This is a genomic window from uncultured Acinetobacter sp. (assembly GCF_947624825.1).
GTDB lineage: Bacteria > Pseudomonadota > Gammaproteobacteria > Pseudomonadales > Moraxellaceae > Acinetobacter.
The window spans coordinates 32,278-57,565 of record NZ_CANQLZ010000005.1; the positions used below are offsets into that span (position 1 = coordinate 32,278).

Annotated in this window: 25 protein-coding genes; 12 read left to right on the top strand and 13 right to left on the bottom strand. The window is 42.4% G+C overall.

The annotated features are described in order from the left end of the window. Together Q0017_RS02320 and Q0017_RS02325 are read left to right on the top strand one after the other, a co-directional pair. Positions 1-660, top strand: coding sequence for a riboflavin synthase (locus Q0017_RS02320; protein WP_298142211.1), 660 nt, complete (start codon positions 1-3; stop codon positions 658-660). A 109-nt stretch (positions 661-769) separates the two neighbouring features. Beyond that, the gene (locus tag Q0017_RS02325) at positions 770-1,318 is read left to right on the top strand and encodes a VTT domain-containing protein (RefSeq protein WP_298142213.1); all 549 of its coding nucleotides are present in this window, start codon (positions 770-772) and stop codon (positions 1,316-1,318) included. Positions 1,319-1,356: 38 nt separating this feature from the next. On the opposite strand, the gene Q0017_RS02330 is transcribed toward Q0017_RS02325, so the two are convergent. The 4 genes from Q0017_RS02330 to Q0017_RS02345 all read right to left on the bottom strand — a co-directional run bounded on the left by Q0017_RS02330 (position 1,357) and on the right by Q0017_RS02345 (position 4,241). Next, complete coding sequence (locus tag Q0017_RS02330) at positions 1,357-1,575, bottom strand: hypothetical protein (protein ID WP_298142215.1); 219 nt, start codon at positions 1,573-1,575, stop codon at positions 1,357-1,359. Between the two features lie 162 nt (positions 1,576-1,737). After that, on the bottom strand, positions 1,738-2,376 hold the full coding sequence (locus Q0017_RS02335) for a hypothetical protein (RefSeq protein WP_298142217.1): 639 nt from the start codon (positions 2,374-2,376) through the stop codon (positions 1,738-1,740). Positions 2,377-2,395: 19 nt separating this feature from the next. Beyond that, complete coding sequence (locus Q0017_RS02340; protein WP_298142219.1) at positions 2,396-2,803, bottom strand: DNA polymerase III subunit chi; 408 nt, start codon at positions 2,801-2,803, stop codon at positions 2,396-2,398. Continuing rightward, positions 2,796-4,241, bottom strand: coding sequence for a leucyl aminopeptidase (locus Q0017_RS02345; RefSeq protein ID WP_298142221.1), 1,446 nt, complete (start codon positions 4,239-4,241; stop codon positions 2,796-2,798). The genes Q0017_RS02340 and Q0017_RS02345 overlap by 8 nt, the downstream gene beginning before the upstream one ends. A 148-nt stretch (positions 4,242-4,389) precedes the next feature. Between Q0017_RS02345 and lptF the strand changes: the two genes are divergently transcribed. The 4 genes from lptF to Q0017_RS02365 all read left to right on the top strand — a co-directional run bounded on the left by lptF (position 4,390) and on the right by Q0017_RS02365 (position 9,378). Next, positions 4,390-5,481: an LPS export ABC transporter permease LptF gene (gene lptF, locus Q0017_RS02350; protein ID WP_298142223.1), complete on the top strand. Its 1,092-nt coding sequence runs from the start codon at positions 4,390-4,392 to the stop codon at positions 5,479-5,481. Positions 5,482-5,491: 10 nt separating this feature from the next. After that, a complete protein-coding gene (gene lptG / locus Q0017_RS02355; protein ID WP_298142225.1) occupies positions 5,492-6,562 on the top strand; it encodes an LPS export ABC transporter permease LptG in 1,071 nt (356 codons plus the stop codon). A gap of 112 nt (positions 6,563-6,674) precedes the next feature. Beyond that, positions 6,675-8,219, top strand: coding sequence for a 2,3-bisphosphoglycerate-independent phosphoglycerate mutase (gpmI, locus tag Q0017_RS02360; RefSeq protein ID WP_298142226.1), 1,545 nt, complete (start codon positions 6,675-6,677; stop codon positions 8,217-8,219). Positions 8,220-8,229: 10 nt separating this feature from the next. Next, on the top strand, positions 8,230-9,378 hold the full coding sequence (locus Q0017_RS02365; RefSeq protein ID WP_298142227.1) for a S41 family peptidase: 1,149 nt from the start codon (positions 8,230-8,232) through the stop codon (positions 9,376-9,378). 1 nt (position 9,379) lies between these two features. Here Q0017_RS02365 and Q0017_RS02370 read toward each other — a convergent pair whose 3' ends face one another. The 3 genes from Q0017_RS02370 to Q0017_RS02380 are packed head-to-tail and all read right to left on the bottom strand — an operon-like array spanning position 9,380 to position 13,016. Then, a complete protein-coding gene (locus Q0017_RS02370) occupies positions 9,380-10,795 on the bottom strand; it encodes a sigma-54 dependent transcriptional regulator (protein WP_298142228.1) in 1,416 nt (471 codons plus the stop codon). 18 nt (positions 10,796-10,813) lie between these two features. Then, on the bottom strand, positions 10,814-12,379 hold the full coding sequence (locus tag Q0017_RS02375) for an ATP-binding protein (RefSeq protein ID WP_298142229.1): 1,566 nt from the start codon (positions 12,377-12,379) through the stop codon (positions 10,814-10,816). A gap of 1 nt (position 12,380) precedes the next feature. Beyond that, positions 12,381-13,016, bottom strand: a complete 636-nt coding sequence (locus Q0017_RS02380; protein WP_298142230.1) for a response regulator — start codon at positions 13,014-13,016, stop codon at positions 12,381-12,383. A gap of 227 nt (positions 13,017-13,243) precedes the next feature. Here Q0017_RS02380 and Q0017_RS02385 point away from each other — a divergent pair, with 227 nt between their 5' ends. Continuing rightward, complete coding sequence (locus tag Q0017_RS02385) at positions 13,244-14,356, top strand: D-alanyl-D-alanine endopeptidase (RefSeq protein ID WP_298142231.1); 1,113 nt, start codon at positions 13,244-13,246, stop codon at positions 14,354-14,356. A 52-nt stretch (positions 14,357-14,408) separates the two neighbouring features. Here Q0017_RS02385 and thrC read toward each other — a convergent pair whose 3' ends face one another. The 4 genes from thrC to xerD form a co-directional block, all read right to left on the bottom strand. Further along, positions 14,409-15,548 carry a threonine synthase gene (thrC, locus tag Q0017_RS02390; RefSeq protein WP_298142232.1) on the bottom strand — a complete coding sequence of 380 codons (1,140 nt, stop codon included), beginning with the start codon at positions 15,546-15,548 and terminating at the stop codon, positions 14,409-14,411. A 57-nt stretch (positions 15,549-15,605) separates the two neighbouring features. Continuing rightward, positions 15,606-16,910, bottom strand: coding sequence for a homoserine dehydrogenase (locus Q0017_RS02395; RefSeq protein ID WP_298142233.1), 1,305 nt, complete (start codon positions 16,908-16,910; stop codon positions 15,606-15,608). 121 nt (positions 16,911-17,031) lie between these two features. Beyond that, entirely contained in the window at positions 17,032-17,844 is an 813-nt protein-coding gene (locus Q0017_RS02400) for a DsbC family protein (protein ID WP_298142234.1), read from the bottom strand. Between the two features lie 76 nt (positions 17,845-17,920). After that, positions 17,921-18,838: a site-specific tyrosine recombinase XerD gene (xerD, locus tag Q0017_RS02405; RefSeq protein ID WP_298142235.1), complete on the bottom strand. Its 918-nt coding sequence runs from the start codon at positions 18,836-18,838 to the stop codon at positions 17,921-17,923. A gap of 168 nt (positions 18,839-19,006) precedes the next feature. Here xerD and Q0017_RS02410 point away from each other — a divergent pair, with 168 nt between their 5' ends. The 5 genes from Q0017_RS02410 to ftsW all read left to right on the top strand — a co-directional run bounded on the left by Q0017_RS02410 (position 19,007) and on the right by ftsW (position 24,074). Continuing rightward, complete coding sequence (locus Q0017_RS02410; protein WP_298142236.1) at positions 19,007-19,261, top strand: FeoA family protein; 255 nt, start codon at positions 19,007-19,009, stop codon at positions 19,259-19,261. Beyond that, entirely contained in the window at positions 19,258-21,114 is a 1,857-nt protein-coding gene (locus Q0017_RS02415; protein ID WP_298142237.1) for a ferrous iron transporter B, read from the top strand. The genes Q0017_RS02410 and Q0017_RS02415 overlap by 4 nt, the downstream gene beginning before the upstream one ends. Before the next feature lie 18 nt (positions 21,115-21,132). Beyond that, positions 21,133-21,384, top strand: a complete 252-nt coding sequence (locus Q0017_RS02420; protein WP_298142238.1) for a DUF6587 family protein — start codon at positions 21,133-21,135, stop codon at positions 21,382-21,384. 127 nt (positions 21,385-21,511) lie between these two features. Beyond that, complete coding sequence (murD, locus tag Q0017_RS02425; protein ID WP_298142239.1) at positions 21,512-22,858, top strand: UDP-N-acetylmuramoyl-L-alanine--D-glutamate ligase; 1,347 nt, start codon at positions 21,512-21,514, stop codon at positions 22,856-22,858. 19 nt (positions 22,859-22,877) lie between these two features. After that, complete coding sequence (ftsW, locus tag Q0017_RS02430; RefSeq protein WP_298142240.1) at positions 22,878-24,074, top strand: putative lipid II flippase FtsW; 1,197 nt, start codon at positions 22,878-22,880, stop codon at positions 24,072-24,074. Here ftsW and Q0017_RS02435 read toward each other — a convergent pair. Together Q0017_RS02435 and gluQRS are read right to left on the bottom strand one after the other, a co-directional pair. Next, a complete protein-coding gene (locus Q0017_RS02435; RefSeq protein WP_298142241.1) occupies positions 24,071-24,316 on the bottom strand; it encodes a zinc ribbon domain-containing protein in 246 nt (81 codons plus the stop codon). The two genes, ftsW and Q0017_RS02435, sit on opposite strands and share 4 nt — an antisense overlap. A gap of 48 nt (positions 24,317-24,364) precedes the next feature. Continuing rightward, positions 24,365-25,261, bottom strand: a complete 897-nt coding sequence (gene gluQRS / locus Q0017_RS02440) for a tRNA glutamyl-Q(34) synthetase GluQRS (RefSeq protein ID WP_298142271.1) — start codon at positions 25,259-25,261, stop codon at positions 24,365-24,367. Between the last annotated feature and the right edge of the window lie 27 nt (positions 25,262-25,288).

Below are 25,288 nucleotides of genomic sequence, written 5' to 3' on the forward strand. Positions count from 1 at the left end.
ATGTTTACAGGCATTGTAGAAAGTTTAGGAAAAGTAGAAAGCCTACAAAGCGTAGGAGGGGATGTACGGGTACGTATTCAAACCAATTTGGATATGTCGGATGTGCATTTAGGCGACTCAATTGCCACCAATGGTATTTGTTTAACCGTGATTGCATGGGGTGATAATTGGTATGAAGCCGATGTATCGCGTGAGAGTTTAACCCGTACCACATTGGGCAATTGGCAAGTGGGTCAAGTGGTCAATGTTGAAAAAGCCATGCTACCGACCACACGCTTTGGTGGGCATATTGTGTCAGGGCATGTAGACGCTGTGGGCCAAATTACTGTAGCACGCCAAGATGCACGCTCTTTATATTTTGAAGTTGAAGCACCGCGTGAAATTGCCAAATACTTAGCCGAAAAAGGCTCGGTGACTGTAGATGGCATTAGCCTGACCATTAATTACTTACGTGGCAATATTTTAAGCTTAAATTTAATCCCACATACCGCAGAGCGCACCAATATTTCTACATGGAAAATGGGCAGCAAAGTGAACCTTGAAGTGGATGTGTTAGCCCGCTATATCGAGCGCTTGTTGCTTGGAGATAAAGCCGCCGAACAACCGCAAGCGTCAAAAATTAGTATGGATTTTCTTGCAGAAAATGGCTTCTTGAAGTAAAACTATCGCAACATAGAGACAGTCTAGTTGAAAAATTAGACTGTTTTTTTATGTGCAAATTAGTTTTTAACCAAAATAGCAGGAGAGGGCACGCTATGGAATTTATGCCATGATGGAGATTTTACTGCATTTAGAGCAATGGTTACCTATGTTGCTTGAGCAATATGGGGTGTGGATTTATGCCATTTTATTTTTGGTGATTTTGGCAGAAACCGGCTCGGTATTTATGTTCTTTTTACCCGGAGACAGCTTACTGATTGCTGTAGGGGCACTATGTTCAACCAGTAGCGATGTGCACTTGCAATACATGGGAGTATTGCTATTTATTGCGGCTACATTGGGCTACACCATCAATTATTATACCGGTCAAGTATTGGGGCTAAAGTACTTTAATCAGCATTCCCGCTTTTTTAAGCCACAGTACATACAAAAGACCAATCATTACTTTGTTAAACATGGTGCATTCACCATTTTAATTGCGCGCTTTGTGCCTTTTGTACGCTCATTTGCACCATTTGCTGCAGGTTCAGCACGCATGAATCCGGCTAAATTTACCTTATATAACATTTTAGGTAGTGGCTTATGGATTGGAGTATTACTGTCGATTGGTTATGGTTTAGGAAATATTGTCGGTTTTTTTAAAGATTTATTGATATAAAAAAAGCCCATATGATATGGGCTTTTTGCTTGAATATTTTAGTGTTTGAGCACCGTTAAAGATGCTTGATCTAACCACGCCGAGTGTTGCTGCTTTTCATCAATAGAAAAATCACCTTCACTTGCTTGACGCGACAAGTACACTGCTAAAGATTGGAAATCAGCGCGGCTAATCCATAGGTCTTTGGCAGTTACAACCCATTGATCGCCACTTTTTAGTGCAGCAATTTTAGTTGAAACTTGATTTAAAATATCCATAGTGACCCTATCATACTATCGTTATTGAGTACCCTCTATGCTCAGATTACGAGAATCTTTGCACTCATTTGGTTATTTTGTGACAAAAATATGTCAATTTAATGACAATTTAAACAAATTTTCTGAATATTCAACTGAAGTATAATCGGGCGGTTTTAAAAACTATGGTAATTCTTGGTGCGAAATTTCACTTGAAAATGCACTATTTTGTAGCACTAAATTAATTTCTTCTTTGGCCGCTGATTTTAATAAACGACGTAATTCATTGACCTTAGCTTCTATCACAGCTTCAGCTTCAAGCTCTAAACGTAAGCGTACACTTTCAAGTTCAGACAACATGCTGGTGTCTGGTAGATGAACAGCTTTATTAAAAGCTGAGTAGCTGTGTTCAGGATTTTTTTGGTAGCGTGCCACATAGGTATCAACTGCTTGAGTTTGTTGTTGGCGGATTACCTGTAAAACTTGCAGTTGTTTTTGCTGCGCGATGTGTTGCTGTTGCTCAAGTTCAGCGGCTTGCTTAGCCTGTAAAGCGCGTTTTTCGGCAAGTTGTTGTTCAAGTACTAAGCGCTGTTTTAAACGTTTGGCAGCAATAAGTTCGGCTTGATAATCTAAATAAGCCTGTTTAATGCGTTGTTTGGATTGAGCTACATGATGTTGCTCTTGCTTAAGCCAAGTGTGGCTGTCAACTTCAGGTTGTAAGAGATCACAAATTCGGGCGAGGTCGTCTAAATAGACCTGACGTACCGCCGTTGGTGTAGCCAACCAACGCTGTTTAAAATCTTGACTGACGTTTAATCGCACCGATGATCTCCTTTAAGCTTTATAATTTGAACGTACGTGGTTCAATTCCAAGACGACGATAATGTTTAAATTTTTCTCGGCCTAAGGTCTTGGCATCCGAGTGATTTTCAATAATTTCAATAATGTGGCTAAAGGCCTGACATTGTTCAAGTGCGTTGGGGTTAAAATTAAACACAATCCAGTCTTGTGCATCGGGTAATTGTGCCGAAATGCAAATTGTGGCGTTGGGTTGATCAATGCCATGCGGCAAGAAACTCACCGCATCAAAACTCCATAGCGCATCGTCTAGCTGCTGCTGCAATTGTGCATCTTGCACATACAGCCAAATTTTTGCAGGTTGCTTTAGAATTTTTCGGCACAAACGACAGGTGATTTCCACCTGTCCTTCGAGGCTTTGTTCAAACAGATAAAAGCTAACTTTAGCCATTGTTGGCACGATCAGCGATGAACTGCATGAGTAATGGAACAGGACGACCTGTTGCACCTTTATTCGCGCCTGAATTCCATGCACTGCCTGCTACGTCTAAATGCGCCCAACGATAGTCACGGGTAAAGCGTTGTAAGAAACATGCTGCTGTGACTGAACCTGCTTTTGGGCCACCAATATTGGCAATATCGGCAAATGGTGAATCAAGTTGTTCTTGATAGTCATCAATTACAGGCAAGCGCCATACACGGTCAAATGAAGTTTGACCTGCAGTTTCAAGTTCTTGTGCTAAAGCATCGTCTGGGGTAAACATACCTGTGAGCACTGAACCTAGCGCCACCACACATGCGCCGGTTAAGGTGGCAATATCCACAACAACAGCAGGGTTAAAGCGTTTAACGTAGGTTAAGGTGTCGCATAACACTAAACGTCCTTCGGCATCGGTATTTAAAATCTCAACCGTTTGACCGCTCATAGTGGTCACAATGTCGCCCGGACGTGTTGCACCGCCTGATGGCATATTTTCAGCTGCAGCAATCGTACCTACCACATGAATGGGTAATTGTGCTTGGCACAGCGCACGCATTGTACCCAAGACTGACGCAGCCCCACACATGTCGTATTTCATCTCGTCCATACCAGCGCCCGGTTTTAACGAAATACCACCGGTATCAAAGGTAATGCCTTTACCCACTAATACTACAGGCGCTTCTGAACGCTCGGCTTGATATTCAATATTAATGATACGTCCCGGACGCTCAGAACCTTTGCTCACCGCCAAGAATGCACCCATACCCAAATCAGCCATTTGCTGTTCATCAAGTACAGTGACTTTAATTAAATCAGGAAATTCAGCAGCTAAGGCTTGAGCTTGATCGGCTAAGTATTCAGGGAAACAAATGTTACCCGGACGGTTGCCTAAATCACGCGCATAGTTTTGACCCAATTCAATGGCTTCAACTAAATTGAGTTGTTGTGTCGTTAACGGACTGTCTTTGGCAATCAAGCTGACTTGGTTTAATACAAATTCATTTTTCTTAGATTTAAATTCATCGAAACCATAGGCTGCTTGGGTCAGGCTTAAAGCAAATAAATAATGCTGCTCGCTTGGTAATGCCGAAATATCAATACTGATATGAGCGAATTTTTTTTGTGTGGCTTTAATAATAGTTTGGGCAATTTTTGCCAATTTATTTGGATTTAATTCGTCCGATTTGCCCACACCCACCAATGCACTATTTGGCGCTGCATCAATTTGCGCAATTAACGGCAGAGTTTCAGTCAAGCTTGCTTTAAACTGTGTCGCTTCGGTAAGTTTTGCCAAGTCACTGATCGAATAAGTGGTTGCTGCCTGTTGTACTTGTTCAGAATCAACTAAAATCAACAAAGATTGGCTAGACGTATTCTGAGTGAATGACGTATTCATAGTAAGTTTCATATACGGTATTCAGGCCTTTTTAAAGTTTTATGATTCATTAAACCACTGAAACTCGCCAAAGGGTAGAGTTTCAATAACTAGGTTTTATATTTTCAACATTCGGGTAAACTAATAGCAGTTTATTCGGGCATTTTTTGGAAGAATTCATTTGATTATTCGGCGTTATCTGGTCAAGCAAGTCGTGTCGACCTCCTTGGTGGTGATTGCTTTACTGACCTTAATTATGATGGGCGGTCGTCTGATCAAATACTTTGGTGTGGCGGCGCAAGGGCGTTTGGATGCCAGTATTTTGTTTAGCATTATTGGCTATCGTTTACCTGAATTTTTAACCTTAATTCTTCCATTGGGCTTTTTTATTGGCTTGATGTTGGTGTTTGGGCGTCTTTACGTTGATCACGAAATGGCGGTCTTAAATGGCAGCGGCATGAGTCGTAACCGTTTGGCACGTCTATTGGTGCCAATGACGGTGGTGTTTTTAGCGGTACAAGCGGCTTTAACACTGTGGATGGCGCCGTGGGGTATTCGTCAGTTTGAGCAACTCACCAGCACCCAAGCGGTACGTACAGGCTTTGACTTGGTGCGCCCTAAAGAATTTATATCATCGGGTCAATACACCATTTATGCAGGGTCGTTATCTGAAGATCGTAAAAACTTAAAAGATATTTTCTTCTATCAGCGTGCCACCCAAGAAGGTAAACCTGATGTGATGATTTTGGCGCAAGAAGCCACCCGCGTTGAGTTTGCCAATGACAATGCCAGTGTGGTGGATTTAACCGCAGGGCGTCGTTATGAAATTTATCCGGATACTGCCAAATATAGCCAAGCTGAATTTGAAAATTATCGCTTACGTTTAGAAACCGACAAAGAAGCCAAATTTGAAAGTACCGAAGTTGAGGCCTTAAAAACCACAGAACTTTGGAAAAACCGTCAAGATCCAGTGGTGGCAAGTGAGTTAGGTTGGCGCGTATTTGTACCCTTTGCCATTGTGATTGCTTTAATTTTAGCAACAGCTTTGTCTGAGGTGAGTCCACGTCAAGGACGTTACTTAAAGCTGTTTCCTGCTTTACTGATTTTTGCCAGTTTAATTGTGGCATTAATGGCGGTAAAAACGCGTATTAGTAAAGAAGAAATGGGGATTTGGGCTTATCCATTGGTGCTGTTTATCTATGCCGCAGCCGGTATGTTGTTTTCGCGCAAACAGAGTTTGGCGCCTAAACTTCGTAAAAAGTTAGCTAAGTGAGGTCATAAAAATGCTTGCACGTCGAATTGTTGCCAAACATGTGACCCGAACCACAGCTTTAGCGATGTTAGGGGCAACCGCGATTTTATCGGGCTTACAAATTTTATTTACCTATTTAGGTGAATTAGGTGAGCTTAAAGACGGCTATGGCGCGTGGAGTGCTTTGCTACATGTGCTATGGGGTGCGCCAAGTGCCTTATATGAAATTTTACCTATTTCAGCCTTAATTGGTGCTGTTTTGGGTTTAGGTACATTGGCTTCAAACAGTGAACTGATTGTCATGCGTGCGGCAGGGGTGAGTCTATGGCGTATTGTCGGTTGGGTCATTCGTTCGGCTTTATTGTTAGTGGTCTTGTCATTTGCATTAAGTGAATGGGTAATTCCATATAGCTCTGAGCAAGCTAAAAGTGTCAAAAGTCATCGTGCAGTTGCAGAATTAGGCGAAGTCAAAGGCTATTGGAGCCGTGAAGGACAACGCTTTATTTATATTGATTATGCCAATGCTCAAGGTGAATTACGTAATGTTCAAGTGACTGACTTTGACAATGACTATCGTCTACGTGGCACACTCAATGCAGAACAAGGGCAGTTTGTGCAAGATGGTCAATGGCGTTTACAGAACACGCAAGAGATGAATATTTTAGCCCAAGGCAATGCAAGTTTGACCAAACAAGCCAATAGCGATTTGTCTTTAGCTTTACAACCTAAATACGTGCATATGGTCACTATTGACCCAGAAGATTTATCACCAAGTCAATTGGTGAGCTTTATGGGGTATATGCATGAATATAGCCAAGTGCCAAAAACCTATCAGTTGGCATTTTGGCAAAAAGTGGGTGCACCATTTGCACTGATTGCCTTGGTGTTGATTGCCTGTTCATTTATTTTTGGACCCTTGCGTCAACAGTCTATGGGCTTTCGTTTGGTGATTGCTTTATTTGTAGGTTTAACTTTCTTTTATTTACAAGATTTCTTGGGCTATGCAAGTTTGGTGTATTCACCATCACCGGCATGGTTTGTATTTATTCCGATTATTTTCATGTTTGTGGTGGGCGGTTATTTGCTGCATCGCGCACGCTAAATCCTACATCCAAGCATGGTGCTTGAAGGTTTTAAGCCTAAAGCCAAACATAGAGTCTGACCCTAAAATTGGGTAAGATAGAGTTTAATTTGTAGACACAAGAGTACTGGTTATGACGGATGCAACTGCTGGCAAAATCCCACACGTATTGGTGATTATGGATGGTGTGGGTCACCGCGAAGCAATTGAAGATAATGCGTTTTTAGCGGCTGCACGCCCAAATTTAACGGCAATGCAGCAAAAACATCCGCATGGTCTAATCTCAGGTTCAGGCGAAGATGTAGGTTTACCTGATGGTCAAATGGGTAACTCAGAAGTGGGCCATATGAACCTTGGCGCAGGTCGTGTTTTGTATCAAGACTTTACTCGTATTACCAAAGACATCCGTACCGGTGATTTTTTTAATCACGAAGTACTTATCGATGCGGTAGAAAAAGCCAAAGCTACAGGCGGTGCGGTACATTTATTGGGTCTGTTGTCAGAAGGTGGTGTACATTCTCACGAAGATCAGATTGTGGCGATGGCTGAGCTTGCGCTTAAACGCGGTGCCAAAGTGTATCTACATGCTTTCTTAGATGGTCGTGACACACCACCACGTAGTGCTGAACCTTCTTTACAAAAACTAGATGCCTTATTTGCACAGTACCCAAATCAAGGTCGTATTGCGACTATGATTGGTCGTTACTTCGCGATGGATCGTGACAATCGTTGGGACCGTGTTGAACAAGCGTATCGCTTATTAACAGAAGGTGAGGCAACCCGTACAGCAGCCACTGCTGTGGAAGGTTTAGCCCAAGCGTATGCAGCTGATGAGTCAGATGAATTTGTTAAAGCCACTCGTATTGGTGATGTAGCTCAAGTACAAGACGGCGACAGCGTTGTGTTTATGAACTTCCGTGCCGACCGTGCCCGTGAGTTGACCCGTGCTTTTGTAGAAACTGACTTTGCCGGTTTTGAACGTAAAGTGGTGCCTCAATTAGCTAAATTTGTGATGCTTACACGTTACCAAGCCAGCATTAATGCACCTGTTGCATATATGCCAGAAGATTTGGTCAACTCTATTGGTGAATACTTATCTAATTTAGGTAAAACCCAATTACGTATTGCCGAAACAGAAAAATATGCGCATGTAACCTTCTTCTTCAGCGGTGGTCGTGAAGATGAATATCCGGGTGAAAAACGTATTTTGATTCCATCCCCAAATGTAGCCACTTATGATTTAAAACCTGAAATGAGCGCAATTGAAGTGACCGATGAATTGGTTGCAGCAATTCATTCAGGTGAGTTTGATTTACTGGTGGTGAACTATGCCAACGGTGATATGGTTGGACATACAGGTGTGTTTGATGCAGCAGTCAAAGCGGTTGAAGCAGTCGACACCTGCTTAGGTCGTGTTTATGATGCTGTGATGGCACAAGGCGGCCATATGCTCATTACTGCCGATCATGGTAATGTAGAGCAAATGCAAGACTACCATAGCGGTCAAGTGCATACCCAACACACCACAGAGCTTGTGCCATTTATTTATGTCGGTCCAACTCAAGCAGAAATCGCGCAAGGTGGTGTTTTGGCAGATGTTGCCCCAACATTACTCAGCCTGATGCAGTTACCTATTCCTGCTGAAATGCAAGGTCGTAACTTAATTACATTAAAATAAGGAAAAGGTCATGACCCAATGGAAATCTATAGCATTTGCTTTCGCGATGTGTAGCAGTTTGGGTCATACCGCGGGCGATTCGGGAGATTTTGCTCCCGAATTTGAACCGGCTTATACCGAAGTACCCGTCGAATCTATTCAAGAATTTGTGCAAATCTACGGCATTGTCAAAGAAAACTATGTCGATATAAAAAATGACCAGCATCTATTTCAACTTGCCATTCAAGGTATGGTGGCAGGCTTAGACAATTATTCTCGTTATTTATCTGCCCAAGACTATACTCAACTGATTCAGTACACTGAAGGCGAAATCGCCACGGTTGATTTTGAACTTGAATATCACCAACAACATCAACAATGGGTCGTGGCTGGTTTAGATCGCAATGCTGATTCTGCCAAACAAGGCTTACGTAATGGTGTGACGGTATTTAAAATTGATGATCAAGAACTCAAAAATTTAAACCAAGATCAAGTCAATGCACTCCTCACAGGATCAATTGCCTCAAATTTAAATCTGCAATTGGCAGCCAATAGTCAGCAACTAAAAATTGTACGTAATCAAAAAATTGATACTGCCATTCAAAGTCAAATGTTGCCCAATCAGGTGTTGGTGATTAAAGTACAAGTGTTTCAACAAGATACTGCCAATGAAATTAAAAATATTATTGAGCAATATGCAGCAGATGCCCCTAAAGCAGTGCTGATTGATTTACGCAATAATCCGGGTGGTTTACTCTCGGCTGCGGTAGAAACTGCGGATTTGTTTTTAGATCAAGGTTTAATTGTCGTGACTAAAAGTCGCTCTGAAGGTGAGCAGCAATTTCAGGCTTTACCAAGTCATGAATTTAGCAATCTTAAACTTGGTGTGCTGATTAATCAGCGCTCGGCTTCAGCCGCAGAAGTATTTACCGCAGCCATGAAAGTACATAAACGTGCTTGGGTCATGGGGGAGAAAAGTTATGGTAAGGGTATGGTACAAAAATTATTCCCCTTATCTAACGGCGCTGCGTTACAAATGACGGTGGCACATTACTACACTCCCAATGGGCAAATGATTGAAGGTGTTGGTATTCAGCCCAACCAAAGCTATGCCATGCAATTGGGCATGAATGAGCAACACTATCTTGAGCGAGTAGCCGAGTTATTATTGCTGCAATAACTTATTCATCATCGGTGTCTAAACCAAATTTCTTTAAGCGATAGCGCAGCGAACGAAACGACATACCGAGCTTTTTAGCTGCCAATGTGCGGTTCCAATGGGTCATATTTAAAGCATCAAGTAAAATCTGCTTTTCGATATTTTCTAAATGCTGTTCCAAACCTTCTTGTGGCAACTTTTGCTTAGCTTGTAGAACAGGTTGCTGTGGGATACTTGGGTTAGCAACAGTAGCTTCTATTACAGCAATAGATGAGCTACGTAGAGTTGAGGCTTGTAAATGCTCAACCTCAATTTCTGTGCTGTCACATAAGGTCAGCGCACGTTCCATCAGATTGCGCAATTCACGCACATTGCCCGGAAAATGCTGTTGCAGTAAAAAATTGGCTGCTGTAGCACTTAGATTTTTGTGTGCGATTTGCCACTCTTGGCTAATTTTTTCAATAAAATGCCGCGCCAATAATAAAATATCATCGCCACGCTCACGTAATGGTGGTAATTGAATATCCATAACATGAATACGGAAAAATAAATCTTGTCTAAATTTACCTTGTTGGACCAATTGCTCTAGGTTTTGGTGCGTGGCACTAATAATGCGAAAATCCACTTCAATTTCGCTGTCACTGCCAATCGGGCGGATGCGCTTTTCTTGTACTGCACGTAGTAGCTTAACTTGCATAGTCAGCGGTAATTCGGCCAATTCATCTAAAAATAAACTGCCGCCGTGCGCCGCTTGAATCAAGCCTTGCTTGTCTTGGTTTGCGCCAGTGAAACTGCCTTTTTTATGTCCAAAAAGCTCACTTTCCATCAGCTCAGAAGGAATAGCACCACAGTTAATCGCAATAAAAGCGCCATGGCTGCGGTTACTTAAAGAATGTACCAAATTGGCAACCACTTCTTTACCCGTACCGGATTCACCGTGAATAAATACCGGTGCTTGTGAGCGCGCAATTTTTTGAATAGTTTGACGTAGATGTTGAATCGCAGGTGACTGTCCAAGCAACATTTGTTCTTCTATCAGTTGTTGTTTGGGGGCATCGGCTGCATAAATTGGACGATTAAGCGCTTGATTGAGTAAATGTTGTAACTCAATTTGATTGACCGGTTTACTGACAAAATCAAAAGCACCTGCTTTTAACGCAGCAATGGCAATGTCCATATTGCCATAGGCACTGAGTACCGCAACCGGCAATTGCGGATGGTATTGGCTAATGTAACTGACCAATTGTAGCCCTGAACCATCCGGCATATTCAAATCGGTTAAACAAGCATCATATTGATTTTTTTCTAATAACTGCTTGGCCTGTTGAACACCATTGGCAATATGGCTGTCGATTCCCATACGACTTAAGCTCATTTGCATTAGCATACATAAATCTTCTTCGTCATCGACGAACAATACGAGTGGTTTGACGTCCACTGTGACACCCCAATTAATTTAAGCAAAATTGACGCGGAGGCATTCAATACGAAAGCATGCGCCTTGTTGTTGTTCTACATAATACAGTTTGGCCTGATTGGCTTCACAAAAGCTATGGGACAGATACAAACCTAAACCAGTACCGTTAATTTCGGTACTAAAAAATGGTTGAAATAAAGAGGCGATATCTGCGCTTGCCACGCCTGCACCAAAGTCACGTACTTCAATGCGCACATGATTATGCTGAGTATAAACATGTAATTCAATCTTGTGCGGACTAGATTGATTATGGTGTAAGCCATTACGTAATAAATTGATCAAGATCTGACGCAGTTGATCTTCATCAAAATAAATTGCTGCCTCTTGTTCAATCACGCTATTGATTTGATCGCGTGCATGAGAAAAATCCTCTTCTAAACATAGTGGAATGAATTTTTCTAAACGAATTACACTGCTTTTGGTTTCACGGTTACGCACCATATTTAAGGTATCTTTAACAATACGATCAATTCGGTTGGCTTGTTTGGCAATTAAATTATTCAGCATAGTTTGCTGATCAAGATCACTATCGCGCATTAATTCATTGGCTTGCACAATAGCAGCCAAAGGGTTACGAATTTCATGGGCAATACTGGCAGATAATTGACCTAAAGAGGCCAGTTTTAACTGTTGTACGCGTTGATTAATGGTACGTGCATCTTCTAACACTAAAAGTGTTAAGGTTTGATTGGGAATACGAAGTTTTTGAATCCGTACATGTAATTGATACAAACTTTGTTTGGCTTCAAATTGAAATTTCTCGCCTTCAATTAAACGCTCTAGATGTAAAACGTCAAATAATTCTGGTTGTACACTATATAGCGGTTGTTTTTCGTAGGCATGAATCGGTGAAATACCTAAAAAATCACAAGCTGCAGGCGTGGTCAAAATCACATGATAATTCTCATCTAAAACCAAATAACCACTTTCGATTTGATCTAAAATATAGCTACTAATATCTTGTAAACGGCGTATCTGCTGTGCTTGGGTTAAATTGACGTTTTCTAAGACTTCAAAACGCCGAATTGCAAATTGACCTAAAGCATACACACAAAAAAACAGCACAGCCAATAAGGCACTGTTACTAATATTATTTAAAGAGTGCGATGTGGCAAAAAGTGAGCCAATAAAGTGTTGATAAACGACACAAATTACCGCAACCAAGGTTACAGAAAGCGCTTTATGTTTTTCAAGCAATAATGAGGCGGTGAAAATGGTCATCACAAACATCAGGCTAATTTGTAAATTGGTACCATCGCCAATAAAAATTAAGCTGGTTAAAATTGCGATATCGACAATAAATAAAGCAAGCAACTGATAACTTGCCGCAACATGTGAATAGCGCAGCATTAACCATTGTGCAGTGCTGCAGATAAAGTACAAAAACAGAATAAATAGATGTGATTGTGCATAAGACACAGCTAAAGTATTGCTGTAATGCCCAACTGATGCGATCAGTAATAAGCTAAAAGAAATTAAAAAACGATAGGACGCATACCAGCGCCCTAAATAATAGCGATTAAGTTGAGGATTACCACTTGCCATATTAAGGTTTAATCAGACCGTAACGAATGGCCAAATGGGTGAGTTTGACATCACTATCTAGATTGAGTTTTTCAAAAATACGATAGCGATAGGTGTTTACAGTTTTCACACTCACAAACAGCTTATCGGCAATTTCTTGTGCGCTAATACAGTTGACCACCATCATCGCTACTTGCATTTCACGTTCTGACAAAGCATCAAAAGGCGATTGTTGGGTATCGGATAAATAAGAACTGGCCAATTGTTCTGCAATGTCGGCACTAAAATATTTACCGCCTTGCATGACTTTTTTAATGGCGCGTACCATTTCTGTCACAGGCGCACCTTTGGTGATATAGCCTTTAGCACCAGCTTTTAACAACAAAGACGGATAAGGCTCTTCGGCCAATCCACTAACCGCCAAAACTTTGGTGTCAGGTGCACTTTGTAATAAACGGCGTGTGGTTTCAACCCCACCAATCCCCGGCATATTGACATCTAATAACACCACGTTGGGGTGATGTTGACGAACGAGATTAATCGCTTCTTCACCAGATTCTGCTTGCCCAATCACTTGTACATCAAGATGGTCTTCGAGCATACGGCAAATGCCGGTGCGAACTAACTCATGATCATCTACTACAACAACTGTGATCACTGGCTTCTCCCTCTGAATGATTTTTCATCTTTTTTGTTACATAACGCAAAATTAGCTTGCAATGAAACGACAAAATTAGCAATCCTATCTGTATTCCAAACCCAAGTGATAGGCAGAATGTGACAGTTGCAAGATTTGTACATTTTGTAGCTCACTGTATGTAAATGTAAGGCATATTTGAGGTAATACGCAAATGTATCTTACCTCCTTGAGATGAGTAAGTGATTGTGAAAAAATTTAACAAATCGTTAAAACATGTGTTGAGCCTATCCGTGCTACTTGGTATGAGTTCTACAGGTTTTGCAGAACTGATTGTCAATTCTTCTTCAGGGAGTACAGCACAGGCCAACATTGCGTGGTCATCAGAACAAGCCGGCCAATTTTTAAATAATGAAGAAGCTTCACCACAAGGCTCTGTGACAGCAACCACCACCTTACGTGCGCCAACTCAAGCGACCACAACGTTAACTGCGCCAAGCGAGAGCAGTACCAAAATTACCACCAGTGTGCGTAGCGTAGACGGTGTGGTGACGCAAGGTGAAACTAAAAAAACCATTCAAATTTTAGATACCAACCGTTATAGCAATCAACCTTCGGTGAATGCGCGTGCCGCTTTGGTGATGGATGCAAACACCGGTGAAGTGTTATATAGCAAAAATACCAATGCTGCATTGCCCATTGCATCTGTGACCAAGCTGATGACTGCTGTGGTGATTACTGATGCACGTTTAGATATGAATGAAACCATTACACTGCAATCGGTTGATTTTGCAGGAGCGGGTGGTAAAAACTCAAGCTCAACTTTACGTGTGGGCGATAAAATGAATCGCGCTGAAGCGTTGTTATTTGCTTTAATGAAATCTGAGAACCCTGCTGCAGCTGCATTAGGACGCACGTATCCGGGTGGCAAGAGTGCTTTTGTTGCTGCAATGAATGCCAAAGCCAAAGAGTTGGGCATGCACAGTAGCCGTTTTATGGAAGCCACGGGTTTACATCCTGCTAATGTGGCATCGGCACGTGATTTAGGTGTGTTGGTGAGTACTGCATCGCAATATGGTTTGATTCGTCAGTTTTCAACCACACCAACCTATGATTTTAATTTAGGCTACCGTGTACTTAAATCAAATAATACCAATGGTTTAGTACGCAACGGCGGCTATAATATTAATCTGTCTAAAACAGGTTTTATTAATGAAGCTGGGCGTTGTGTGGTCATGCACACCACTTTAAATAACCGTCCAGTGGCTTTGGTGATTTTAGGTGCAAGTAATACTCAAGCACGTAATAATGATGCCATTCGTTTAATGAATTGGACCACCAATTTACCTAAAGCGATTTAAGCTTTCAGCATAAAAAAAGCCCTGCATGTGCAGGGCTTTTTTACAACATAAATTACATGTTATTTAAAATTGAATCACGAACTTGATCTAAAGTTGCGTCAATAGACAACATCACAGCATCAGAACATTGTTTGATTGCTGTATCTGGATCTTTAAGACCATTACCTGTAACGGTACATACGATCACAGAACCTTCTTTGATTTTGCCAGCTTTAATGTCACGGATTGCACCGCCCACAGAAGCAGCAGAAGCAGGTTCTACAAATACGCCTTCATACATAGACAGCAAACGTTGTGCATCTAAAATTTCAGCATCGGTAAGTTCATCAAACCAACCATTTGAATCACGTACTACAGCTTTTGCATGGTTCCAGCTTTGTGGGTTACCAATACGAATTGCTGTTGCTACTGTTTCAGGGTTTTCAACTGGCGCACCACGTAAGAATGGCGCAGCGCCAGATGCTTGGTAACCTGCCATAATTGGCAAGCCTGCAGGTTTTGGACCTGTGAAGGCATCTGTTGCAGGGTCATAAACCACTTGCTCAAATTCACCTACAGGTTGGTTGGCTACAGCTTCTGTATAACCCATCCAATGCGCTGTGATGTTACCTGCGTTACCCACTGGTAAGCAGTGGTAATCTGGTGCACGACCAAGCTCATCCACGATTTCATAAGCAATGGTTTTTTGACCTTGTAAACGGTACGGGTTGATTGAGTTTACAATCGTCACCGGTGCTTTATCAGCAATTTCTTTTACAAGACGCATACCGTCGTCAAAGTTACCGCGAATTTGCATCGTGATTGCACCATACATCATCGCTTGCGCCATTTTACCCATGGCAATTTTGCCTTCAGGGATTAAAACAAACGCTTTCATACCTGCACGCGCAGCGTAAGCCGCTGCAGCAGCTGAGGTGTTACCTGTAGATGCACAGATAATCGCTTTAGAGCCTTCTTCAGCCGCTTTTGTTACCGCCATGGTCATACCACGGTCTTTAAATGAACCAGTCGGGTTTAAGCCCTCATACTTCACATAAATTTCAACATTTTTGCCAATAATGCGCGGAATATTCGCAAGCTTAATCAGTGGGGTATTACCTTCGCCGAGTGATACAGCAGGGGTAGTTGCAGACACTGGTAAACGGTCGCGATAGCGGTCAACTAAACCAGTATAACGATTGGCATTCGACATGATGATGTTCCAATTGTGTGTAGAGCTTGGTCAGAGGAGAGCATCCTCTGAACCCGATTAATTATCCAACGATTCTAAACGAATTCGTACAATTTCGCCATGAATGACAGGAAGAGCTTGAATTTGTTCTAAGGCTTCATCCATTTTCGCTTCTTTAACAGGGTCTGTTAAGATCACGATTGGAATTAAGTCTTTTAAGCGTGGCTGTTGCATAATGGCATCAATACTGATGCCAGCATTACTTAAAATAGAGGTGACATTGGCCAATACGCCCATTTGATCTTCAGCATTGATACGGATGTAGTAACCCGTGGTCATTTCTTCACGCGGAAGAATATGTAGATCGGTCAGGTTTTCAAATGCCAATTGAGGAATTGTACCTGCACCATCTTCTGTATAAGAGATGTCACGGACAATATCAACTACGTCAGCCACGATGGCTGATGCTGTTGGACCTGCACCTGCACCTGCGCCATAGTACAGCGTTGGACCTACCGCATTGGCTTGTACAAGTACGGCATTTTTAACGCCATTGACGTTGGCAATTAATTCTTCTTCAGGAATTAAAGTAGGATGAACACGTAATTCAATGCCTGTTTCGGCACGGCGTGCAATCCCTAAGTGCTTAATACGGAAACCTAAGTCTTCTGCGTATTTCACGTCTTGTGCGGTAATTTTGCTAATACCTTCGGTAAATACTTTATCAAATTGCAATGGAATACCAAAAGCAATTGAGGCAAGCAGTGTCAACTTATGTGCCGCATCAATGCCTTCAACATCAAAGGTTGGGTCTGCTTCGGCATAACCTAAAGCTTGCGCTTCGGCTAATACATCTTCAAAAGCACGGCCTTTTTCACGCATTTCGGTCAGAATAAAATTACCTGTACCATTAATAATACCGGCTAACCAATCAATACGGTTGGCTGCTAAGCCTTCGCGCATTACTTTAATAATTGGAATACCACCAGCAACAGCCGCTTCATAGGCAATTTGCACGGCGTTGTCGTCGGCAAGTTTAAATAATTCGTTGCCATGTTCAGCAAGTAATGCCTTGTTGGCAGTGACCACTTGCTTGCCATGTAAAATTGCTTCTTTAATTACTTCATAAGCAGGGTGAATACCACCCATCACTTCAACCACAACATCTACGTCTGGTTGACGCACGATGTCGAGTAAATCCGCACTTTGTTTCACGCTGTCTGGTAGATTTAGATCAGGACGTGGACGACGTGTACCCACATGGGTAATTTGAATTTCACGACCGGTGCGACGTCTAATCTCAGCAGCATTTTCTTGTAATAGTTTAAGGGCACCACCACCCACAGTACCTAGACCGAGGATTGCCAGACGAACTGGTTTCACGTCACACTCCATATTTACCAATTTTAAGTGAGCCTAGATCATAGCTAAAAAAAACAGGATACTCTAGCATCCTGTTAACTTTATCTACATCTATAAAAAACAGTAATTTATAGCATAAGAATTATTTATCTAAACGGGCAGCCAATTCATCAGCACTCAAGTAACCGCCTAAGTAAACGCCTTCGCTGTTGTAAATAGCAGGGGTGCCATTCACGCCCATGGCTAAGCCCATTTCATATTGCTGCTGTACAGGATTGCTACAAGTGGCGGCAGGTAATTGCTCACCACTGATGGCAAGGTTAAAGGCAGCTTTACGGTCGTCGCTACACCATACGCTTTGCATGGCTGGCATAAACTGATCGCCACGTGGCCATGCGATGTAACGCACTTCAATGCCTTTGGCATTAATGGCTGCCATTTGCTCATGCAATTTATGACAATACGGACAGCTAATATCAGTAAACACATACACGATATGCTTGGTTTTACCTTGAGCAGGATAAACAATTAAATCTTGCACCTTGAGGTTACTGAGGATTTTTTTGTTGTTTTCAGCTTGTAAGGCTTCGCTTAAGTTATGTAATGTTTTGTCGCCTAAACGAATCACATCACCTTGAATAATGTATCGACCATCATGTGTGGCATAAACCGAGCCCATCCCTTCTAAAGACACCCACACTAAGTTGGGTACTTCAGTGGCTTTAATTTCAGTAATTTTGGCTTGAATATTGGCGGTTTTAAAATGTTGCTCTAGGGTTTTGATCAAACGCTGTTCTGCATTACGTTCAATGATATTTGATGCTTCACCAGTGGCAGGTGTACTTGCTGTGAAGGTGGTTTGCTTATCTTCATTATTTGAATTTGAGCAAGCACTTAAAGCAAAGCTTAAGCTTAGACTACAGGCTAAAACTAATTTGGCGCGGGTAAAAGACATCAGTAACCCTTCATAGATGACAAATAAAGAGCGCACAGCATAGCAAAAAACCGCCCTGAAACTAAATGTTTTACGCTTAGGCGCGTGGATGATGGGTGGCGTGTAACTGCTGCATCCTTACTTGTGCAACATGGGTATAAATTTGTGTGGTAGATAAATCACTGTGCCCAAGGAGCATTTGCACCACACGTAAGTCTGCACCATGATTGAGTAAATGTGTGGCAAAGGCATGTCGTAAGGTATGCGGTGAAAGTTCGGCTTGCACACCGGCTTGCAATGCATAGCGCTTAATGGCGTACCAAAAATTTTGTCGGCTCATAATGCCGCCTTGTTGAGTTAAAAACACAAAATCAGTGGCGCTGCGATACAGTTTAGGACGTGCCTCACTCAAATAGCGCTCCACCCATGCACAAGCATGTTGTCCGAGTGGCACCAGACGTTCTTTATTGCCTTTACCCAATACACGCAAATAGCCTTGATTTAAGTTAATTAAATCAAGGCGTAAATTGAGCAGTTCAGACACACGTAAACCTGAGGCATACAGCACTTCAAGCATGGCGCGATCACGTAAACCTAAAGCCGTTTTGTCGTCCGGTGCTTGAATTAAGGCATCTACATCGTGTTCGGACAAATCTTTAGGTAAGTTGCGTCCAATCTTTGGGGTTTTATGGGTGGCAACTGGGTTGTCGGTGCGTAAATTTTGCTCACGTAAAAATTTAAAAAAAGAGCGCAATGCTGATAACGTTCGGGCAATCGAACGTGGGCTTTTGCCCATTTGCGTAAGGCTCAGTAACACCGCACTAATATCATCACTGCTCCAATCGGGTAGGTAAGTCTTGGACAGCTCAGCGGCTTGAATTAAATCAGATAAATAGGCATTACGCGTATGTGGACTCACCGTTTGTGCGACTAAATTGTTGGCAAACCCCTGTAAAAAGCTTAAATCTTCAGGAATCTGTACAGGTGCAGGAATGCGAGGTTTTTTGTTCAACATAGTTTTTTTAATCTGTTAAAGCGATGAGAATGATTGATATTATCCAATCTAGAGTAATTTTGCTTGCATGTCGATGTGATATAAGAGCAAGTCGAAATGTAACTCGCCCTTATTTGTTAATTATTCTCATTTGTTTGTATAATGAGCAAAAGTATTTAGGATTCAATCGTGCGTTTGTCAGAGTTGAAAGTGAAACAAACTGCCGTCATTTGCAAAGTGCATCGTACTTTGGATGGCACCAGCCAAAGCGATATCGTCGCAAGTCGTTTAGAAACCTTGGGCTTTACGCCAGGTACTCAAGTACAAGTGATTACCAAAGGTATTTTTGGTGGTGACCCTATTTTAATTCAAATTGGTTTTACCCGCTTTGCACTGCGTAAAGTTGAAGCTCAAAAAATTGAAATTGAAGGAGTTGCTGCATGAGTGATGCACTACGTATTGCCCTTGTTGGTAACCCAAACTGCGGTAAAACTTCACTGTTTAACCATTTAACCGGTACACGTCAAAAGGTAGGTAACTATGCTGGTGTAACGGTGGAGCGTAAGGTGGGTCATTTTAACCTACCTTCAGGTCAAGCGGTTCGCGTGCTCGATTTACCTGGTACTTATAGCTTAGATGCCACCAGTCCAGATGAAGAAGTGACCCGTAATGTGGTGCTTGGTCATTTAGCAGAAGAGCGTGAGCAAGATGCCTTTTTATGTGTGGTCGATGCCACTAACTTAAAGCTGCATTTAGGTTTGATCCTTGAGATGATCGAGCTGGGTCGTCCTATGCTGATTGTGCTGAATATGATGGACGAAGCACGTCGCCGTGGTATGCAAATTAACACCCAAAAGCTTGCTGAGCGTTTAGGTGTGCCTGTGGTAGAAAGCGTTGCGGTGCGTGAAGCGGGGATTGAAAATCTAAAACATGCCCTTGATCAAGGCAAGTACCATGCACCAAGCACCGAACTCAGCGGCTTAAAAGGTGATCAGCATCAAAAAGTTGAGCAACTCGTCAAAGATGTGGTGGTGTTTGCTGAACAAGACGACCAACGCTCAGCATTTTTAGATAAGATTTTCCTCCATCCTGTGCTTGGTTTAGTCACCCTTGCAGTGATGATGTTTGTCATTTTCCAAGCGGTGTTTGCCTGGGCTGCGCCATTTATGGATGGCATTGATGCGCTGTTTGGTTGGCTAGGTGAAGTGGTGGGGAGCAACATTTCACACCCACTTTTAAATAGTTTAGTGGTAGACGGGATTATTGCCGGTGCCGGTGGCGTGGTGATTTTCTTACCGCAAATTTTAATTTTGTTCTTCTTTATTTTGGTGTTAGAAGAATCAGGTTATTTACCACGTGCAGCCTTTTTGCTCGATAAACTGATGTTTAAATCGGGTTTGTCGGGACGTGCCTTTATTCCGCTATTATCAAGTTTTGCCTGTGCTATTCCCGGCATTATGGCATCGCGTACCATTAGTGATCCGCGTGACCGTTTAACTACAATTTTTGTAGCACCTTTGATGACGTGTTCGGCACGTTTACCTGTGTATGCCTTACTCATTGCAGCGTTTATTCCTGAACAAAGCGTGGCCGGTATTTTTAACCTACAAGGTTTAGTACTGTTTGGTTTATATATGGCAGGGATTGTCAGCGCGCTGTGTGTGTCATTTGTGATTAAGTTCTTTCATAAAGACAAATCACAACACATGCTGTTGATGGAATTACCAAGCTATCGTATCCCAGATTTAAAGAACATTTGGATTGGTTTACTCGACCGTGCCAAGATTTTCTTAAAACGTGTGGGTGGTATTATCTTTGCCTTGTCGGTGTTGTTATGGTTCTTGTGTACCTTTCCACAACCGCCAGAAGGGGCCACCTTACCTGCAATTGACTATACCTTAGCCGGTATGCTTGGACATATATTAGAACCGATCTTTGCACCACTTGGCTTTAATTGGCAAATTTGTATTGCCTTAATTCCAGCGATGGCTGCGCGTGAAGTGGTGGTTGCAGCATTAGGCACTATTTATGCGTTATCTGCTGTAGATGACGACGCTATGTCAGAAGGCTTAGCTGCTTTAATTAGCAGTGGTGGCGAGTTAGGTTGGTCTGTGGCAACAGGTTTGGCTGTGTTGGTATGGTTTATCTATGCACCGCATTGTTTACCAACCCTTGCTACTGTTAAACGTGAAACAGGTTCATGGAAAACCGTAGGTATTATGACCTTTTACCTATTTGGTTTGGCGTATTTGATGGCGTTTTTAACCTATCAAATTGCTTCAAAAATCTTTGCTTAAACTTTAGGAGCTTAAAAGATGTTGGAAGGTTTAATTATTGCTGTATTGGTACTTTGGAGTACGTTGGTGGTATTTAAAAAGGTGTTTCCAAAGACATCTTTTAAGTTGTTTTTAAGCTTAGCCCAGACAGCTGAGCAACGCGGTTTGCCACGCTTGGCTAAATGGTTAAAGCCTGCCATGGCAGCCGGTTGTGGTGGCAGTTGTGATTGTAGCCAAAGCGATCAGCCACAACAGCAAAAGCCACAAGCCCAAGCTGTAAAATGGAAATAAGCTAAAAAACCTTGAAGCCGCTCGACTGAGCGGCTTTTTTACGCCTAGACACAAAAAAAGCTAAAACACAAAAAGCCAAAGTGCTAACATTTTGCCAGTTTAAATATCAACAAAAGAGATGGATTACATGTTAATACAACGTGGTGGATTAAAAGTTGTTGCAGGGCTTGGAATTTCCGGTGTTGCAGCGGTGAATTTCTTACATGAACAGGGCTACCGCGTTGCTGTGACCGATTCTCGTGCCAATCCACCGGGGCATGACCAGATTTCAACTGAAGTACAAAGCAGTTTTGGTGCATTAGACCAAGATTTATTGCTCGCGGCAGAAGAAATTATTATTAGTCCGGGGCTTGATCCAAAATTGCCTGAAATTCAAGCAGCAATCGCTAAAGGCATTCCTGTGGTGAGTGAGATTCAGATTCTACGCCGTGCCACCGACAAACCTATTGTGGCCATTACGGGCTCAAATGCCAAAAGTACCGTGACTACGTTATTTGGTTTAATGGTCGCTGATGCGGGCAAAAAAGTAGCAGTGGGTGGTAACTTAGGCCGTCCGGCATTGGATTTAATCAAAGATGACCCTGAGCTTTACGTTTTAGAATTATCAAGCTTTCAGTTAGAAACCACCTCAAATTTAAATGCTGAAGTGGCTGTGGTGCTGAATATGAGTGAAGATCATCTTGACCGTCATGGCGATATGATGGGTTATCACACGGCCAAGCATCGTGTTTTCCAAGGCGTGAAAAAAGTAGTGCACAACCGTGATGATTCACTCACTCGTCCATTGGTGCCAGATAGCACGCCAATGCAAAGTTTTGGTCTAAATGCACCGGATTTAAATCAATACGGCGTATTGCGTGAAGACGATGGTACGATGTGGTTGGCGCGTGGTCGTGAGCGTTTAATTCAAAGTTCTGAGTTGTATATTCAAGGGATGCATAATATTGCCAATGCTTTGGCCTGCTTAGCATTAGGTGAAGCGATTGGTTTAGCACTTGAATCGATGTTAAAGACGTTAAAAACTTTTAAAGGTTTAGAACACCGCTGTGAATTTGTCAAAGAACTGCATGCTGTACGTTATTACAATGACTCTAAAGGCACCAATATTGGCGCAACTTTAGCTGCACTTGATGGTTTAGGTGCTGCAATTCAAGCCAAAGGTGGCAAAGTGGCGATTATCTTGGGTGGGCAAGGCAAAGGGCAAGACTTTACAGCATTGCGTGAAGCTTTAACTCAGTACGCTAAAGTTGCGGTGTTGATTGGTGAAGACCAGACCATGATTGAAAACGCGATTCAAGGTACAACAACCTTGCTACATGCCCAGACTTTAGAACAAGCAGTACAGTTGTGTCAGCAACATACCCAAGCCAATGATGTGGTGTTGTTGTCGCCTGCATGTGCCAGCTTTGATATGTTTAAAGGCTATAGCCAACGTGGGCAACAGTTTGTAGCTTGTGTTGATGCACTGCACTAAAAAATAAAAGGAACGATGTATGGTGGGCTTTGCGCAGACAACCATCCTGAAATTACAGCAATGGTATCAGTACATTGCACCGAAAATGCCTGAGCAAATTACAGTACGCAATACCTTGATTTTTTGTGTCTTGGCATTGCTGTGTATTGGCTCAATTATGGTGGCTTCGGCTTCAATGCCTTATGCCGATCGCTTACATGAAAATCCATTTCATTATGTGATACGACATGGCATTTCAATTGCTGTGGCGGCGGTAGCAGCTTTTGTGACCTATCGTGTGCCTATTGAGATGTGGTTTAAAAATGCCTTCCCAATTTGGATTGCGACCATCTTGTTGCTTGCAGCGGTATTGGTTGTAGGTACAGAGGTCAATGGTTCAACCCGTTGGATTCGTATTGCAGGTTTTACCTTACAAGCCACAGAGGTGGCGAAGGTTGCTATGGCGATCTTTACCGCCGACTATGTGGTGCGACGCTCGCAAGAGGTGAGGAATAAGTTTTCAGCCTTATTTCGCTTAGGTGTGGTGATGCTACTCACGGTCGGCTTAATTATTAAAGAGCCAGATTTGGGTGCAACGGTGGTGATTGCACTGATGATGTTGGGTGTGTTTTTCTTAGCAGGTGCACCTGTTATTCAGTTTATTATTGCCTTTGTGGCCATTTTACTTGCCTTTAGTGCATTGATTGTATTTGAGCCTTATCGCTTTGAACGCTTAATGTCATTTACCAATCCTTGGGATGACCAATTGGGTGTGGGTTATCAGCTGTCTAATGCCTTAATGGCCTTTGGACGGGGAGAGTTCTTTGGGGTTGGGCTTGGGCACAGTATGCAAAAAATGTCGTACTTACCCGAAGCACATACCGACTTTATGTTGGCCATTTATGCCGAAGAATTTGGCTTTTTTGGTTTTGCCATCTTAATGACTTTAAGCTTTTTAATGCTGGCCTGTTCCATCAAAATTGCGCATCGTGCCTTACGTAATCAGTACTTACGTGCAGGTTACTTGGTGTATGGCATTGCAATTATTTTCTTGCTACAAATTTTGGTAAACGCTGGTATGAACATGGGCTTATTGCCAACCAAAGGCTTAACCTTGCCATTCATTAGTTATGGCGGTTCGTCTTTAATTATGTGTGCGGTGATGATTGCCTTGGTGCTTAAAGTTGAGCGCCAAACGCAAACCATTAACCCAAGTCGTGAAGAATCGAGTTTTTAATCAAACGGCCCTTTTTGCTGAGCGTGTTGTAAGACATTGCTCGGCATGTCGGTGCTGCAGTTTAAACATTTTACAAACGCTGTTTTAGGCTTAGAAAGTGGAATTAAAGGAATAAAAAATAAAGAAAAATAATTGCGCTGTTGTTTGAGTTCATAGCTGCTATAGGTGCGACATACTGGGCAGGCAAACTGCTTTTTTTCAACCACTTTGGTTTTCGGTCCAATCCCAAAAATAAAAAACATTTCATGATCCTTTGTCTTTTAAGCTGATCTTAACCCAAAACATTAGCTTTATAGATAATGACCTTGTAACTCAATTTGTCGTGGAATTAAGCTGACATCCCATTGGGCAATGGCTTGCGCTAGCATACGTTTTGGTTCATCTAAGTCCACAGGTGGTTGCTGTAGCGCACCAATGGCCTGTTGTAATAACGTTGCTGCTTGTTGTAGATCTAAAGCTTGCGCTAAATTTTGTTTTGAGAGCTTTTGTCCTTGATCATTCATGGCAAGTGGTAAATGCATATACACAAGCTCAGGATAGCCAAGTAACGTACCCAAATAGATTTGTCGTTCGGTATTATCAAGTAAGTCTGCACCGCGCACCACATGGGTGATACCTTGCAAATAATCATCCACCACCACCGCCAATTGATAGTTAATAATGCCATCACGGCGCTTGAGTACAAAATCACCCAATTCTGTTTTTAATTGCGAGCAATGACGACCTTGTAAACGGTCTTCAAAACAGACCTCAACCTCATCAACTTTTAAACGAATGGCTTGATGGGCAAAGGGCAGTTGGGCATTGCGGCAGGTGTCTTGATAAATATGATTAGAACCAAGCATCTTACGCGTGCATTGGCAAGCATAGACCAAATTTTTGGCTTTTAATTGCTCTAAGACTTGTTCGTAGATGTCTAAACGGTCTTTTTGAAAAACAATCTCGCCGTCAGGCTCAAAACCAAAAGCTTTAATACACGCTAAAATATGGCTTTGGCTACCGGGATAAATACGTGGGATGTCGGTGTCTTCAATGCGCACCAACCAACGACCCTGTTGGTGACGCGCATCGCAGTAACTCGCAACTGCAGTCAGCAGTGAGCCAAAATGCAAAGGGCCGGTTGGCGAGGGTGCGAACCGACCTGAGTAGCGAGATGCCGAAACCAAATTTGGCTGCTGTTCAAGCATGGAGCTTGGCTGGGTTGCTCCACCGAT